Below are 15561 nucleotides of genomic sequence, written 5' to 3' on the forward strand. Positions count from 1 at the left end.
ATGCATGAAATTGACAAGCTCGGCCTGAAGTCGAAAGGCACGCGAGAGCAAGTGATTTCAGACAGGCCTGCCTGCGCAGGATTCGTTTGTTGCGTTTGTTGCGTTTGTTGCGGGCCAGGGAAGGGGTGTCTTTTTTTTGCAAAATACGTGGCAATAGATTCTGCGGTTTGAACAATGCCTTAGTGAGATAATCCGACAGTTGCCGAACACTCAGAAGTTTAAAAATACCAATGCCGCATCTGTATGGCCGGCTATTTTTAACGCTGTAATGAACGCGGAATAACCACGGAGGTTTCCATGACTTTTACCAAATCAGTACGCAACGCCGGCGTCGATCAGACGGTACAGACCAAGCGGCATGCTCCCGCCGGCTTTGTGGACAACCGAGAGACGACGGCGCAATTGCGTCTCGTGCAGGCCATGATGAATGATACCGGCGAGTCGCAAAGCCCGATGCAGCGCATGCCTGAGGAAGAACCGTTGCAAGGCAAGTTCGCGCCGGTGCAAAGAGTTGAAGAAGAACCTTTGCAGGGCAAGTTCGCGGCGACGAATGCCTTGCAAAAGAAAGCCGGGATACCGGTTAATGACGATGCCGGGCATTGACAGTGTCGCGTTTTGACCTTGCAGCGTTGTTTTGCACCAGGATGGCGCGAAGCCATCCGTAAAAAATGCCAGCGCCGGCATGGACATGTTTTGCACCTCTGCGGGCCGTATGTATTTTTAATAACATTCGACTCGGAAGGATGTTTTGGCGCCGTCAAAACGGGCAGAGCTTGAATCTTGGTGCTGTGTTTTTCGTGAATGTAAAAATACTCAAAAGGACGATTTCCTTGTGATAAAGTCCGGCATTAAATCGAAAAAGATAATTGAAAAGAAATAAAAAGACAGCGTGTTTAAATAATTGAAAAACACGCAGAAATAGAATAAGAAACATCCGTTGTTGCTGCTGAATCGTTACACAAAAAGAATAGTTTCATAGCGCGAAAGGTGTCAGGGAACCATGATCAACGCGGCGGTAAGCCATCTGGCGAATCAGCTTAATCAATTTCTGAAACAGACTCATGCATTGACAGAGGACATCGTCCTTATGTCCGGCCTGGTGGGGGCGGACGGTCAGGCAGCGCCTAACACGAACAACAAGTTGGTCATTTTCCTGACCAATCTTGAAAAAGACACAATTCCCTATCGCCAGCAGATGCCGGGTGACGCCGGCGCCACGCGCACCGTGATCAGCAGCGCGCCGCTTTATCTCAATATGTACGTGATGATCGCCGCCAATTTCAGCGGCGGCAATTATTCCGAAGCACTCGAACTGATCTCCGGCGCAGTCTCTTTTTTCCAGCGTTTCCCGGTATTCGATCATCAGGTTACGCCGGAACTGGATCGACGCATAGAGAAGCTGGTGCTCGATATCGAGAACCTGAAAATTCATGAGCTGAGCAATATGTGGACGCTATTGGGCGGGAAATATTTGCCGTCGGTGCTGTACAAGGTGCGCATGGTGGCGTTCGATACCGACGATGTGATTGCGCGCGTACCGAATATCCGATTGCCGGCGACGTCTGCAAATCATTAGCAACCATTCACTGATACACCCTGGCAGAGGTCTTTCGAAGCACGCATGTCTAGAACTCATTTCATCAATCTGCGCGAGTGCGAACTATCCTGTTTGGGAGGTAGTGCAAGACGCGTTGCGCTCTTGCGCGTGGCACCGCGACGCGTCGCCCCCTTGCAGGGCAAACGCATCTCACGGGGATTGATGCAATGAGTTCCAGTTATTCGCAACTGTTCAGCATCGACGTGGAACATGCCTTTGTCGGCGCTACTGCGCCGTTGCCGCTGCGCTGCGTATTGACGCCGCAGACCGAGCAGTGGCTGCGCCGCAGCGATCTGCTGACGCGTCCGCATCGTAACGGCGTCGCGGTGTTTTGCGAAGAGAGCCGGCGCCGTTTGTTGCTGGAAGGGCTGGGGAAAGACGATGCGCCGCCGCTGGCGTTCAAATTTTTCCCGATGGATCCCTTGTTTTCGCGATACACCTTGCCGGCGTTGCAGCGGCAAGACAAATTGCTGTATTTCTGCAGCGGCGCCGCAGTGGACGAGGGCAACGGACGCTGGCGCATGCATGCGGGCGAATATGCCGACGACGGCCGGCAGTTCGACATCGGCGAGCCCGCACTGGCGCGACATCTGGAACGCAAGGATGCCTTGTCGCGACCGGCGTTCGTGGTCGAAATCGATCCGGTCGACCAACTGGCGGGGCAAGCGGATACGGGCGCCGGTGTGGCGTATTACTTGCGCTTTTCGACGCGCAGGAGCATCTGGAAATATTACTTTGTCAGCCAGGCCGATGAAGCGGAGATCGCGATTGTCGACCTCGATGACGAGGTTCGGTTTGTCGCCGGCGATCCTGAGCAACTTCCGGGCAATCGGCGCGCATTGGTATTTGTGAGCGAGATGGAAATTGAAATGCGGCAGCGGCATGCGCAACGGTTTCAGTTGCGCGAGCAAAGCGGGATGGGAGAGCGCGTGCTGATCAAGCGTTTGCCCAATGCCGATGCCGGTCGGGTGACGCAGGAATTGGTGGGAAGCAAAGCAACGTTAGTGTCAGAGATCTATATCAATTGAACAATAACTGAGGGTGAAATTATGGCGCAATACAAGACACCAGGTGTTTATGTCGTTGAAAAAAATGCCTTTCCGAATTCCGTCGTTGAAGTAGAGACGGCAGTACCGGCCTTTATCGGCTATACCGAATTTGCCGACAACAAAGGCACCTCGCTGGCGAAGAAACCTTGGCGCATCAGTTCCATGGCCGAGTTCATCGCTTACTTCGGCGGTGCGCCCAAGACGCTCTTTGCGATCGAGGCAGTCAAGGCATCGACCCCGGCCGCGAATGCGCCGGCCGCCGCCGGCGATGCCACCTCGACCGCCACCGACGGCGCCGCCGCTGAAACCGCGGTGACGCCGGCGCAGGCTGCGCCCGAAATCATCGCTGATTTCTCGTTGACCGACATCGCCAGCAAACAGCGTTTGGAATACGTCCTCAAGGCGCAAGGCACGTCGTATATCTTGTACTACAGCATGCTGCTGTTCTTCCAGAACGGCGGTGGACCTTGCTACATCGTTTCGGTCGGCAACTACAAGGACGATCTCGACGCCGACAAGATCACTGCCGGCATCGACTCGCTGTTGAAGGAACAGGAACCGACCATGGTCGTTGTGCCTGACGCCGTCCACCTTTCGAAGCAGGACTGCACGACGGTACAGACCGCTGCGTTGATGCACTGCGGCTTCAAGATGCGCAACCGCTTTGCGCTGCTTGATATCTATGATGGCGCGCGCGATCGCCAGGACCCGGCCGGCGACTGCATCGCCGCGTTCCGCGAATCCGTCGGCACCAACTTTCTGGATTTCGGCGCCGCTTATTATCCGTGGGTGAATACCTCGATCGTCAAGGAAAAGGACATCGACTTCACATCGATCAGCAACCTCGACGCGCTGAAGGAGCTGCTCAAGAAGGATCTGTCGCCGGTGCTCGACGCCAAGGAACCGACTCCTGCCGCCAAGGCCAAGATCGATCAGCTCAATGTCGCCTTGAACAGCATCACGTCGGATTGGAGCAAATCCAAAGATCCGGTGACCGATATCCTCACGCTCAACAAGACCTTGCTGGCAGTAAGCAATCTGTATGCGCAGATCGTCCTGGCGATCCAGAAGAAACTCAACCTGCTGCCGCCAAGCGCCGGCATGGCCGGCTTGTATACCATGGTCGACAACACCCGCGGCGTGTGGAAGGCACCGGCCAATATCAGCATGAATGGGGTAGTGTCGCCGACCGTCGCGATTTCCAACGATGAGCAGGAAGATCTCAACGTCACCACCCAGGGCAAGTCGATCAACGCGATCAGATCCTTCATCGGCGAAGGCGTGCTGGTCTGGGGCGCGCGTACGCTGGACGGCAACAGCCTTGACTGGCGCTACATCAGCGTGCGTCGCACCATGATCATGATCGAGGAATCGATCAAGCAGGCCTGCAAGGCGTATGTCTTTGAACCGAACACCGCCAACACCTGGGTCACCATCAAGAGCATGGTAAGCAACTTCCTGACCAGCGTCTGGAAGCGCGGCGGCCTGGCCGGCGCCAGCCCTGAAGATGCTTACAGCGTATTCGTCGGCCTCGGCGAGACGATGACCGCGGATGACATCCTGGAAGGTTTGATGAAGGTATCGGTGCTGGTCGCGGTCAGCCGTCCGGCCGAATTCATCGAAATCACGTTTGAACAACAGATGCAGAAGTCCTGATTCCGGCAGCATCGTTTCATGGACGATTTCACCAAATTCAATTGATAGAGGAGCTTTGTTATGGCTGATGACGGATCGCAACAATCGAAAACCCTGTGGCCGCTTCCCAAATTCTACTTCCAGGTGAAGTGGGATTCTCAAGTCATGTCTTTCCAGGAAGTCAGCGGCCTGGATATCCAGTCGGAAGAAATCAAGTATCGCCGCGGCGACAGCCCCGAGTTTTCCGTGATCAAGATGCCCGGCATGAAGAAGGTCGGCAACGTGACCATGAAGAAGGGCATCTACAAGTCCGATAACAAGTTCTGGGACTGGTTCAAACAGATCAAGATGAACACCGTCAAACGGGTGCCTGTCACGATCAGCCTGCTGGACGAAGCCGGCAAGCCGACCATGGTGTGGACGCTGGCCAATGCCTGGCCGACCAAGATCACCGGCACCGATCTCAAGGCCGAGGGCAATGAGGTGGCGATCGAGACGATTGAAATCGTGCATGAAGGATTGACGATTGCCAATAGCTAACGATGCGCTAGAGAGGTAGACGGATGGCGTCCTTGTTTCTGGAACAATATCCTCCCGCGGCTTTTTACTTCAAGGTATTGCTGGGCGCCAATGCAGACTGGCCCGACACCTCCTTTCAGGAGGTGTCGGGTATTGCCGCTGAAGTCGACACGGAAAGCGTCATCGAAGGCGGCGAGAATCGTTACGTCCATATGCTGCCCAAAGGCGTGAAACATCCCATGCTCGAACTGAAGCGCGGCATCTCGCCCAGCACCTCAAAACTGGTGCTCTGGTGCCGTACGGTGCTCGAGATGGATTTCATCAAACCAGTGTCGCCGCAGCCGGTCGAGGTGCAACTGCTCAACGCCGTCGGCAGGCCGGTGCGCTCATGGTCGTTCGCCAACGCTTATCCGGTGAAATGGGAAGTGGAAAATTTCGGCTCGACCAAGAATGAAGTCGCCATAGAGAAGATCGTGTTGAGCTATACGTATTCAACCAGGTTGATATAAGAATCATGTCCATCGAAATCAGACAATTGAACATCAAGTCCAGCGTGTTGCAGCAAGCCGCCGGCGCTGCGCCGGAGCAGGGAGGCGGCCAGCCGCATATCGGCAGCGCCTGCGCCGGCCAGGCGCTGGATGAAGAAAGCCGCAACGATATCCTGGCCGAATGCAAGGCCATGGTGCTGGACCTGATGAACCAGTCACGGGAGCGATGAATGCCGATCGCCACCGGGCTCAAGAAAAAGCTGAGCATTGCCGCGTGCAAGGTCAGCGGCGGCACCATCAGCGTCGACGGCAGCAAGACCGCGTTCGATGTCATGATCAATCCTGCCGGCTACAAACGGCAACTCAGCATCGATTACAACAAGAAGAAAACCCTGGGACAGGCGAACGCGGAACCGAAGTTCAGTGCGGTCTGCCCTGAAAACCTGACGCTAGAAAACCTGGTTCTCGACGGCACCGGCGTGGTCGAGCAAGCCACCTATCGCAGCGTCAAGGAAATGATCGACGGCTTGCTCAAGGTGATCTACAACTACGACGGCAAGCAGCACGAGCCCAATTACGTGCGCCTGCTCTGGGGGACCTTCATCTTCTTCGGTCGCGCCGAATCGATCTCGATCGACTACACCATGTTCAAGCCCAGCGGCGAGCCCCTGCGCGCCAAAGTAAGCCTCGGTTTCACCGGCTGGATGAGCTCCGAGGAAAGCAGTTTGCGCGCCAATCAGAGCTCGCCCGATCTGAGCCATCTGGTTGAAGTTGCGATGGGCGACACCTTGCCGTTGCTGTGCAACCGCATCTACAACGATTCCTCTTATTATCGTGAAGTGGCGCGAATCAACAACCTTACCAACTTCCGCAACCTGGAGCCGGGTCAGGTACTCCGCTTTCCTCCGCTAGTCTGATCCCATGGCAGATTCTCCCCAACTCAACACCAGCCAGGTGCTGAAGCTGACCATCCGCAGCGGCGGCACGGCAGTTCCGGATACATTGCGCGTCATTTCGGTCGAAATCAGCAAAGCCGTCAATCGCATTTCCAGCGCCCGGATCGCCATCCTCGACGGCGACATGCCGCATGACGATTTCCCGGCCAGCAATCTCGAGGCGTTCGCGCCCGGCAAGGAGCTTGTCATCAGCGCCGGGTATGGCAGCCAGGAGGAACAGATCTTCGATGGCATCATCGTCCGGCACGGCATCAAGATCGGCGGCAAAAACGAGGCGCGTCTGGTGCTCGAGTGCAAGCACGCGGCGGTGTCGCTGACCATCGGCAGAAACAATGCCAATTACGTTGATCTGAAGGACAGCGAAATCATCAGTCAACTGATATCGCCGTGCGGCGCCAGCGCCAAGGTCACCGCCACGACGACCAAGCACAAAGAGATCGTCCAGTATTACAGCAGCGATTGGGATTTCCTGGTGGCGCGCGCCGAAGCCAACGGCATGCTGGTGATTCCCGATGACGGCAGCGTGCTCGTCGATGCCCCGCAAACCGATAAGGCGGCCGTGTTGAAAGTGACCTATGGCGTCGATCTGATGTCGTTCCAGGCCGACATCGACGCACGCACGCAATTGCAGAGCGTCAAAGGCGCGGCCTGGGACCCGGCGACGCAGACCGTGGTCGAGCAGACTGCCAGTCCGCTGGACCTGTACAAACAAGGCAACCTGGATGCGGCGACGCTGGCCAAGGTGGCAGGGCCGTCGTCCTATCGGTTGCAGACCACGGTGTCGCTGGAAAGCGACGAGATCAAGGCCTGGGCCTCTGCGCGCCAGATGAAGGCTGCGCTGGCGCGCATTCGCGGCAAGATGAAATTTCAGGGCAGCGCCAAGGCCAAGCCGGGCAAAATGATCGAGCTGGTCGGCGTCGGCAAGCGCTTCAGCGGCAGCGTCTTCGTGAGCGCCGTCAATCATGAGATCGTCAACGGCAACTGGATTACCGAAGTCGAATTCGGCATGGCGCCGGAATGGTTCAGCGAACAGAACAATGGCATCGACGCGCCGGCCTCGGGCTTGCTGCCCGGCGTGGCCGGCTTGCAGATCGGCGTGGTCAAGAAACTCGATGCCGACCCCGAAGGACAATACAAGATCCAGGTCGCGATTTCGGTGCTGCAAGCCGAAACAGAAGGCGTCTGGGCCAGGCTCGCCAGTTTTTACGGTTCTTCCGGCGTTGGAGCGTTTTTCATTCCCGAGATCGACGATGAAGTGGTGATCGGCTATTTCAACAATGATCCTTCGCATCCGGTCGTGCTGGGCAGTCTGTATAGCAGCAAGCGCAAGATGCCGTATGAATTGACGGCGGAGAATTACACCAAGGCACTGTGGACCAAAGGCTTGCTGAAAGTGATCTTCGATGATGAAAAGAAGGTCATCACCATCATCACGCCGGAAAAGAATTCGATCGTGCTGAGCGACGACGCCAAATCGATTTGCCTGACCGACCAGAACAGCAACAAGATCGAAATGAATCCCGACGGCATTTTGCTCGACAGTCCCAAGGATATCGTCATCAACGCCAAGGGCAAGATCAGCATTTCCGCGGTCGCCAACATCGAGAGCAGCGCCAAGGCCGACATCAAGAGCGAAGCGCTGAACATCAACAACACGGCCAAGGTAGGCTTCGTGGCAAAAGGCTCGGCGACGGCGGAACTGTCCGCCAGCGGCCAGACCACGGTCAAGGGAGCGATGGTGATGATCAATTGAAAACCTGTCCCCGCCTGTTTTTTTACAACATCGATTTCCCGGAGCCGGCATGCCTTTAGCCGCCAGAATTACCGACATGCATGCGTGCCCGATGCAGACGCCGGCGTTTCCCGCTCCGATACCGCATGTCGGCGGACCGATCATCGGTCCTGGCGTGCCGACGGTATTGATCGGCAAATTGCCGGCCTCGGTGGTGACCGATAATTGCGTGTGCGTCGGTCCGCCCGACACCGTTGTGATGGGGTCGGCGACGGTGATGATCGGCGGCAAGCCTGCCGCCAGGGTAGGGGATAGCTGCGCGCACGGCGGCAGCATCGTGATGGGCTGCCCGACCGTCATGATAGGCGGATGAGGAACAAGCGATGAACGTCAAGAAATCGTTTCTGGGAACCGGCTGGGCATTCCCGCCGCATTTCGGCAATGCCGCCGAGCGCGGCAGCGTGGCCATGGTGGACGAAGAGCAGGACATTCATGAAAGTCTGTTCATCATCTTGTCGACCATGCCCGGCGAACGCATCATGCAGCCGACCTTCGGCTGCGGCCTGAAAGCGCACGTGTTCGACGAGCTGAACGAGAGCGTGGTGACCGAGATCCGCGACGCCATCGAGCGCGCGATTCTATTTTTCGAACCGCGCATCTCCGTCAACGCCATCAGCATGGATGAAAGCGGTGCGCTCGATGGTCGCCTCGATATCCATATCGACTACACGGTGCGTGGCACCAATACGCGCAGCAATATGGTGTATCCATTTTATTATCTGGAAGGCAGTAATGTGCCCAATAAATAAAACGATGCCCGTACTGTCCGTATGCCGTGCGTGCGGCCGTGCGCGCCGATGAGGACATGATGGTCGAGCGATGAAGAATCTTGTCATCAGGGATGGAACCAGCCAGACGATGCGTGCCTTGCCCGCATTGCAGGACGGTTATTTCAATCTCGACGAGATGCCGTTCCCGGATTTGCTGGCCATGGCCACCGAGTTCGCCGCATTGGTGCGCTTCCATAACCAGGACGATCAGCCCGAAGGTGACTGGGCGCCGTTTTTTCATGCCGACGAGACCATCGTGATGAGTCGCATCCTGGCCATCGATTTGCCTGACGAGGTGGCGCGTTTCGACGATTGGTGGCGTCGCACGCCGGAGCGTGTCGGGATCGGCGAGCAGGACTGGAACGTCCATGAATTGCCGGTGGCGGCGCTGGTCAGGACCATCAACGACTGGTATGTGGCCTTGCTGTCGGCGCAGAGCGAGAACGGGCTGTCGCTGCGCATGCTGATCGAGAGCGTGATCGCCCAGTTGCGTGTCGATAAATCCGGATTGCCTGGCATGTTGCACAACCATGCCGGAGCGATCGCGCTGCATCCGATCTGGTCGTCCGCGGTGCAGGAGCAAGCAGGGGCGGTCGCGGGAGTTGCAAAAGCGGCGCATGCCGCTCCTGCCAAGGCGCTGGTGCGCACGGCGTTCCATGCGTTGCTGAAAGCGATCGAAATGATCCAAAAGGAAGCGCTGGCGCGCTTGCCGGCATCGCTGCAAAGCCAGCAACACGATCCTGCGGTCGGTTTGCTGATTGCGTTCGTGCAGCAGTTCCAGAAACTCAAAGGAAAGTTGAATCGCTTCACACGCAATTATCTGGATTTCTATTACGACAAGATGCTGGGCGCGACACCGTTGCCGGCGGTGGCCGACAGCACCAGCCTGATCTTCAGGAAAAACCCGGGCACCCGCGATATGCGCATACCCGCGCAGACCGAGTTCATGGCCGGCCTGGATGAAGACAATCGCGACATCGTCTATGTCTCGGACAACGAACTGGTGGTCAATGACGCTCGCGTCAGCGCGTTGCAGACGGTTTATTTCGATCACAACCGTTATAGTTCGCCGGAAAATCTGTTGGATGACGACGATCTCATCCTCGATGCCACGGTCGCCGATCGCGCCGTGCCGGCGCGCACGTGGCCGACCAGCGCTTGGTTCAATCAGATGCCGCCGCAATCCGATGTTGTCGCCGCGGCGCAAGCCTTCCCGATTTTTGGGGCGCCCAAGAACACCGGGGTTCAGGTCGCGTCGGAAGATGCGCGCATCGGCTTCGCCTTGAGCAGCAAGGTCTTGTTGCTCAAGGAGGGCTTGCGCAAAATCAGCGTGACGCTCCTGTTCGAAGACGATACGCTGGCACGCCGTCTCGACAGCCTGGCGGCGGCGATGAGGGATGGTGCCGACAGCGATCACGATAGTGAACTCGAAGCGATCCGGCGCCAGGATATTTTCCTCAAGGTGTTCCGGCGCATTTTCCGTATCGGCGTCACCGGCGAACATGGCTGGCTGGACGTACCCGACTATGTGCCGGCGCAAGAAGGTCGCACGTTGGTGCTCAGTTTCGAGTTGCCGCCGCAGGCGCAAGCTGTGGTGGCCTACAATGCGCAGCTGCATGGCGAACAATACGTCGCAAGCGCGCCGATGATCCGCTTCATCGTCAACCCCGGCGCCTATCTCTATCCCTACGGCATGCTGCGCGGTTTGCCGATCAGCGGCGCCCGCATCGACGTTCAGGTCAGCGGTTGCCGCGATCTGGTATTGCACAACAATATCGGCCAGCTCAGCGCCACCGCGCCGTTTGCGCCATTCGGACCACTGCCGAAGATCGGCAGTTATCTGGTGGTGGGCAGCACCGAAATGGCCGGCAAGCAGATTCTTGAATTCAGCGTGGACGTCGAGTGGGCCGATCTGCCGAAGATCAGCGGCGGCTTCGCCACTTATTATCGGGAGTACGGCGTTGAGGTCGCCAATGACGATTTTCTGGCGACCGTGGCGGTACTGGGCAAGGGCACATGGATGCCGGTGGGCGAACAGAACCGGCAAACGGTGCGGCTGTTTCGCACCGAGGTGCGCCCGGGCCAGGGCGAAAGCATCGATAGCCGCATGGTCTGGAATTGCAACCGCGTCACCCATCTGTTCGAGCCGGACGACGGCGTTTCCGTCAGCAAGCCACTGACTTACGGTCCGGCGGCGAAGAACGGTTTCTTCAAATTCACGCTGGCGGCGCCGGGCTTCGCCTTCGGTCACGAACAATATCCGCATGTACTGTCGTCGACGCTGGTGCAGAACGCTCGGATCAAACGCCTGCGCCGTCAGCGCGAGGTGCCGCGCTCGCCGTACACGCCACAGATCAATTCGATCTCGGTCAGCTATCGCGCCGCGAGCACCGTGCGTATCGACCGCAAGGTGTTCGCCGGACCCGGCGCCGACGACCAGTTCATGCATTTGTACCCGTCCGGCTGGAAGACGCTGGGCGTGACCAGCTATCCCGGCGCTAGCCTGCTGCCGTGTTTCGGCTTTTCCGGCAACCTGTACATTGGCATCGATGCGGCGCAATTGCGCGGCACGCTGACGCTGTTTTTTCAATTGCGCGAAGATTCGCTGCCGCTGACGGAGACGCCGCCGGCGCGCGCCAAGGCCGACGTCGGTCTCGATGCCGGCCTCAACTGGTTCTACCTGGCCGGCAATGAATGGAAACTTCTGCCCCGGAGCCGGGTGCTGTCCGACGGCACCCAGCAGTTCATGACTTCCGGCATCGTCACACTATCGCTGCCGGCCGACATCAGCGCCGACAACAGCGTCATGCCAGGCGGCTCTTACTGGCTGCGCGTGAGCGCAGATCGCGATCTGGAAAAATATTGCAGCCTGTACGGCGTGTATGCGCAAGCAGTGACGGTGCGCCGCCATCCGGATGTATCGGCGCGCGTTCCCATCGTGCTGCCGGCGGCGAGCATCACCAGAAGCCGCAAGCCCTTGCCGGGCATTACCGGCGTGCTGCAGCCGATCGCCTCCGGCGGAGGCCGCGCGGCGGAGACACGGGCGCAATTGCACAGCCGTCTCAGCGAACGCTTGCGGCACAAGAACCGGGCGATTTCAGCGGCCGATTATGAGGCCTTGATCCTGCAATATTTCCCCGAGGTCTACAAGGTCAAGTGCTTCGCCAACGTGGCTATCGATCGCGGTCCGGACGACTGCGTGCGTCCCGGGCATGTGCTGGTGGTGCCGCTGCCCTACTGGCCGGCAGGGAAGCATCTGGACCAGATGCCGATGCTGAACGGCAATCTCATGCGAGAGATCCGGGCGTTTTTGCAAGGGCTGGCATCGCCCTGGAGCCGCATCGCGGTCGAGAATCCTGTGTACGAGCAGATTCAGGTCCACTGCAAGGTCAGATTCACGGGCGGCCTCAACAGCGGCTATTACATCAACGAACTTAACCGCGCGATTTCAAGATTCCTGACGCCATGGGATGACGGCCGCGGCTACCGCACGCATTTCGGCTGGCACATCCGGCAGCATGATATTGAAGCTTTCATCGGCGAGCTGCCTTATGTCGAAAGCGTATCCGGTTTTTCGATGTTGCGCATCGCCTCGGCCGACGCCGCCACCTATGCGCTGTTCGATACCGCCGGCGGCGGCAAACCGACGACCGACATCACGCCGCTGTATCCCTGGAGCATCGCTATTCCCACCTATCGACACGCCATCGAGGCGGTTGACGATACGTTCGTGCATGGCGCCATCCGGACGGCGCTCGGCCGCCTTGAAATCGGTTCCACCTTCATCATTTCGGAAGACGAAAATGACCACCAAGACAATGGCGCGGCGTAATCGCGACACCCTCAAACTAAAATTCACCGATGGCGAAATGCCATCGGCGACAGCGTTCTCGGACCTGATCGATTCCATGCTCAATATCGTCGACGAAGGTTTCGACAAGACTGCCGCCGACGGCCTCAAGGTGTCGCAACTGAACCAGGGCAAGTTGCTGAGCTTCTATCAGAATATCGACGTCAAGAGTCCGATCTGGTCGATCCAGCTGGATGGGCCCGAGGGCGGGCTGGCGTTCGGCAATGCGACCAATGCCAAAGTACTGACTTTGCGCGAAGTCAAAAGCGACGACGACGGAGAAGTGCGCGTCGACGGCTTCGAACTCGACATGGCCGGCCGTATCGTCGCCGATGGCCGGCGCGGTCGCGCCGGTCGCCTGAGCGTGCCGGCCGACGGCAAATGGCATAGCATCACCGACACGCTGACCGGTTGCAATGCGTTTGAAATCACCGCGGGGGTGGGCAAGCCGGGCAGCGGTAAATATGCGCTGATGCATGCCTATGCCATCATGGCGTTCAACGGGAAAAGCCAGATCGACGACCGCCAGGCTTACTTCGGCAGTAAATGCAATCGCCTGCAATTGCAGTGGATGCCGGATCCGGACGGCGCGCGCCACGCCTACGTGCTGCAAATGCGGGTCGGCTGTTCCTACGATGCCGGCCGCACGGCGAAAGAACGGACCTGGGTCAGCTATTATCTGACCAATCTTTGGTTCGACCCGCTCATGACCGAGTGCGCGCGTAATCCCGAGCCGAAGGTGAAAGCATGAAGCGCGCCGCTGCAGAATCTGCGCAACCGGCCGAAGGCGGATTCCGGCTCGCGCTGAGCGCGCAGGATGGCAATCTGGCGATCACGGCGCTGGCCGAACGTCCCTTCAAGGAAGTCTACGAGCTGATCGGCAAGCTCAACCGGCAAGCCAACGCCGCTGCACCGGGGCCCGACGGCAGGCAAACCTATGCGCTTGACGGATCCGAACTCAAGCTGGTCGTCGGCGCGCTGGGCCACCTGCCTTACCAGCAGGTGCACGCCTTGGTGCACGAGTTGCAGCGCCAGGTGCAGGCGCAGGCGGTCAAAAATGACCGCAAGAAATCCGGCGCAGGCGCAGGACGGAAACGCTGAGAGATGAAAACGCCCGATTACATCGACAAGATCGGACCTGATCCGGACGGTCTCGACTTCGATGCCTTGAGAAAGGCGGGCATTGCCATGCTGCAGGAATTGTGCGGCGAGAAGTGGACCGACTACAACCTGCACGATCCGGGCGTCACGATACTGGAGCAGCTATGCTACGGCTTGACCGACCTTGCATATCGGTCCGAGCTGGCTCCCGAAGATTATCTGGCGGGAGCATTCGGCAAGATCGATTTCAAGCGTCATGCCTTGCACGTGGCCAGCGACATCCTGCCGAGCCAGGTTCTCACCACCGATGACTATCGCAAGATCATCTATGACCGTATTCCCGAAATCGAAGATGTCTGGCTGACGCGCGACGACGGCGTTGCTTATGCCGGGCTATATAAAATCTCGTTGAAGATCCGCGACAGTTTCCAAAACGACCTGCAGTCGGAACAGCAGGCCCGGCTCGAACGGAGCGTGATCCGGCGCGTCACCGAGGTGTTCAATGCGCAGCGCAACCTGGGCGAGGATATCGGGGAGATTGTGATCGTCGGCACGCAACCGGTATTGCTGTGCGGCGACATACAGATTCATAGCTTGCGCGATCCGGCGGCCATCTTTGCGGACATCTTCTTCCGTTGTTCGCAGCAGATCATCTCGGGCTTTCGCATCGAACGCTATCAGGATGCGCTCGATGCCGGCCTGTCGTTAGAGGAATTGTTTTCCGGACCGATGACGGTGCATGGCCGCGTCGTCAAGACCGGCGCCGACCAGCCCGGCGCGTCGATCCCGCTGTCCCGGCTGATTGCGCTGGTGCAGGCGGTGGACGGCGTGGCGCATGTGCAGCGCCTGGCGCTGTGCGGCCCCGACGGCAATCCCTTGCAGGCGGAGCATAGCGACGACAAGGTGGTGCGCCTGCAGTTTCCGTCGAACGAACAAAGCGGTTTCCTGCGTTTGCATTTCGCCAGCGGGGCGGTCGGCCATTACAACACGGCGCTATCGGGAGAGGACTCGCAGTTCGGCATGCACCTGCAGGAAGAAAAAGCGCAGTTGGTGCTGGAAGACGCCCGGATCGCACTCAGAAAGGCCCAGTTCGAATTCAACACCGTGAGGAACACCGTGCAATCCCCGGAACAGATCGTGCCGGCGCCGGGCGGCATGCAGCGCTCGCTGCATGAGTACTACTCGATCCAGCATCAGTTTCCGGCAATCTACGGCATCAACCGCTACGGCGTGCCATTGTCGGCGCCGCTACGGCACCGGGTGAGCGCACATCAGCTCAAGGCCTACCTGTTCCTGACGGAGCAACTGATGGCTAATTTCCTGCAAAACCTGCGGGAAATTCCACAAGTGTTTTCGGTCGACGATATCGAGCAGACCTATTTTTCCCAGGTCATCGACAATAAGGCCTTGCCCGACATTGAGCGACTGTATGTGGACTCGCCGCAGCAGATCGGCGTGAAGCTGGCGCGCATCGTTGCCAGGCTGGACAAACCTGAAGATCGGCGCAGCCGCTTGATCGATGTGTTGCTGGCGATGTACGGCGAAGAATTTTCGCAAAAATCGTTGCGCCGTTTCAACTACTACGAAGAGCGGCGCTCCGAGCGCTGGCTGATCGACAACAAGCTGGCGTTTCTTCGGCAAATCGTCAGTCTGAGCCGTGATCGTGCCACGGCTTTCGACTACAGCAAGGGTGCGGTGCGCAACGACGATGCGCCGTCCGTCCTGCCTGTTCCCAACATCGCCGGCATCCACGCCAAGATCGCCATCCTGCTCGGGATTCGTTCGCCGGCAGGCGCCGCCAGCC

The 15561-nt window shown here is 58.3% G+C and carries 15 protein-coding genes; all 15 read left to right on the forward strand.

The window, feature by feature from the left end; all coding sequences use genetic code 11:
* Positions 1 to 297: 297 nt before the first annotated feature.
* Entirely contained in the window at positions 298 to 603 is a 306-nt protein-coding gene (locus PMI16_RS26245) for a hypothetical protein (protein ID WP_007878917.1), read from the forward strand.
* Between the two features lie 397 nt (positions 604 to 1000).
* Positions 1001 to 1576: a DUF4255 domain-containing protein gene (locus tag PMI16_RS09580; RefSeq protein WP_007878919.1), complete on the forward strand. Its 576-nt coding sequence runs from the start codon at positions 1001 to 1003 to the stop codon at positions 1574 to 1576.
* 188 nt (positions 1577 to 1764) lie between these two features.
* The gene (locus tag PMI16_RS09585; protein WP_007878921.1) at positions 1765 to 2625 is read left to right on the forward strand and encodes a hypothetical protein; all 861 of its coding nucleotides are present in this window, start codon (positions 1765 to 1767) and stop codon (positions 2623 to 2625) included.
* Between the two features lie 21 nt (positions 2626 to 2646).
* Positions 2647 to 4302 (forward strand): phage tail sheath family protein, encoded by a 1656-nt coding sequence (locus tag PMI16_RS09590; protein ID WP_007878923.1) that lies wholly within the window; start codon positions 2647 to 2649, stop codon positions 4300 to 4302.
* 60 nt (positions 4303 to 4362) lie between these two features.
* Complete coding sequence (locus PMI16_RS09595) at positions 4363 to 4821, forward strand: phage tail protein (RefSeq protein ID WP_007878925.1); 459 nt, start codon at positions 4363 to 4365, stop codon at positions 4819 to 4821.
* A 23-nt stretch (positions 4822 to 4844) separates the two neighbouring features.
* Positions 4845 to 5309, forward strand: coding sequence for a phage tail protein (locus PMI16_RS09600; RefSeq protein ID WP_007878928.1), 465 nt, complete (start codon positions 4845 to 4847; stop codon positions 5307 to 5309).
* A 5-nt stretch (positions 5310 to 5314) separates the two neighbouring features.
* Positions 5315 to 5518: a DUF5908 family protein gene (locus PMI16_RS09605; protein ID WP_007878929.1), complete on the forward strand. Its 204-nt coding sequence runs from the start codon at positions 5315 to 5317 to the stop codon at positions 5516 to 5518.
* Positions 5519 to 6205, forward strand: a complete 687-nt coding sequence (locus tag PMI16_RS09610; RefSeq protein ID WP_007878930.1) for a CIS tube protein — start codon at positions 5519 to 5521, stop codon at positions 6203 to 6205. It abuts the gene before it with no gap.
* 4 nt (positions 6206 to 6209) lie between these two features.
* A complete protein-coding gene (gene vgrG, locus PMI16_RS09615) occupies positions 6210 to 7997 on the forward strand; it encodes a type VI secretion system tip protein VgrG (protein ID WP_007878931.1) in 1788 nt (595 codons plus the stop codon).
* A gap of 49 nt (positions 7998 to 8046) precedes the next feature.
* On the forward strand, positions 8047 to 8349 hold the full coding sequence (locus PMI16_RS09620) for a PAAR domain-containing protein (RefSeq protein ID WP_007878932.1): 303 nt from the start codon (positions 8047 to 8049) through the stop codon (positions 8347 to 8349).
* A gap of 10 nt (positions 8350 to 8359) precedes the next feature.
* A complete protein-coding gene (locus PMI16_RS09625) occupies positions 8360 to 8785 on the forward strand; it encodes a GPW/gp25 family protein (protein ID WP_007878933.1) in 426 nt (141 codons plus the stop codon).
* Between the two features lie 70 nt (positions 8786 to 8855).
* A complete protein-coding gene (locus PMI16_RS09630; protein ID WP_081493391.1) occupies positions 8856 to 12638 on the forward strand; it encodes a baseplate J/gp47 family protein in 3783 nt (1260 codons plus the stop codon).
* Positions 12610 to 13407, forward strand: a complete 798-nt coding sequence (locus PMI16_RS09635; RefSeq protein ID WP_007878937.1) for a hypothetical protein — start codon at positions 12610 to 12612, stop codon at positions 13405 to 13407. The genes PMI16_RS09630 and PMI16_RS09635 overlap by 29 nt, the downstream gene beginning before the upstream one ends.
* Positions 13404 to 13757, forward strand: coding sequence for a hypothetical protein (locus PMI16_RS09640; RefSeq protein WP_007878938.1), 354 nt, complete (start codon positions 13404 to 13406; stop codon positions 13755 to 13757). Before PMI16_RS09635 ends, PMI16_RS09640 begins: the two co-directional genes overlap by 4 nt.
* A gap of 3 nt (positions 13758 to 13760) precedes the next feature.
* Positions 13761 to 15561, forward strand: a 1801-nt coding sequence (locus PMI16_RS09645) for a hypothetical protein (RefSeq protein WP_007878940.1), incomplete at its 3' end; no start/stop codon positions are given.

This window comes from Herbaspirillum sp. CF444 (genome assembly GCF_000282135.1).
In the GTDB taxonomy this organism is placed as follows: Bacteria; Pseudomonadota; Gammaproteobacteria; order Burkholderiales; family Burkholderiaceae_D; genus Herbaspirillum.

Coding starts and splice junctions, on each gene's coding strand:
- PMI16_RS26245 (WP_007878917.1), top strand. CDS start 298: ATGACTTTTACCAAATCAGTACGCAACGCCGGCGTCGATCAGACGGTA.
- PMI16_RS09580 (WP_007878919.1), top strand. CDS start 1,001: ATGATCAACGCGGCGGTAAGCCATCTGGCGAATCAGCTTAATCAATTT.
- PMI16_RS09585 (WP_007878921.1), top strand. CDS start 1,765: ATGAGTTCCAGTTATTCGCAACTGTTCAGCATCGACGTGGAACATGCC.
- PMI16_RS09590 (WP_007878923.1), top strand. CDS start 2,647: ATGGCGCAATACAAGACACCAGGTGTTTATGTCGTTGAAAAAAATGCC.
- PMI16_RS09595 (WP_007878925.1), top strand. CDS start 4,363: ATGGCTGATGACGGATCGCAACAATCGAAAACCCTGTGGCCGCTTCCC.
- PMI16_RS09600 (WP_007878928.1), top strand. CDS start 4,845: ATGGCGTCCTTGTTTCTGGAACAATATCCTCCCGCGGCTTTTTACTTC.
- PMI16_RS09605 (WP_007878929.1), top strand. CDS start 5,315: ATGTCCATCGAAATCAGACAATTGAACATCAAGTCCAGCGTGTTGCAG.
- PMI16_RS09610 (WP_007878930.1), top strand. CDS start 5,519: ATGCCGATCGCCACCGGGCTCAAGAAAAAGCTGAGCATTGCCGCGTGC.
- vgrG (WP_007878931.1), top strand. CDS start 6,210: ATGGCAGATTCTCCCCAACTCAACACCAGCCAGGTGCTGAAGCTGACC.
- PMI16_RS09620 (WP_007878932.1), top strand. CDS start 8,047: ATGCCTTTAGCCGCCAGAATTACCGACATGCATGCGTGCCCGATGCAG.
- PMI16_RS09625 (WP_007878933.1), top strand. CDS start 8,360: ATGAACGTCAAGAAATCGTTTCTGGGAACCGGCTGGGCATTCCCGCCG.
- PMI16_RS09630 (WP_081493391.1), top strand. CDS start 8,856: ATGAAGAATCTTGTCATCAGGGATGGAACCAGCCAGACGATGCGTGCC.
- PMI16_RS09635 (WP_007878937.1), top strand. CDS start 12,610: ATGACCACCAAGACAATGGCGCGGCGTAATCGCGACACCCTCAAACTA.
- PMI16_RS09640 (WP_007878938.1), top strand. CDS start 13,404: ATGAAGCGCGCCGCTGCAGAATCTGCGCAACCGGCCGAAGGCGGATTC.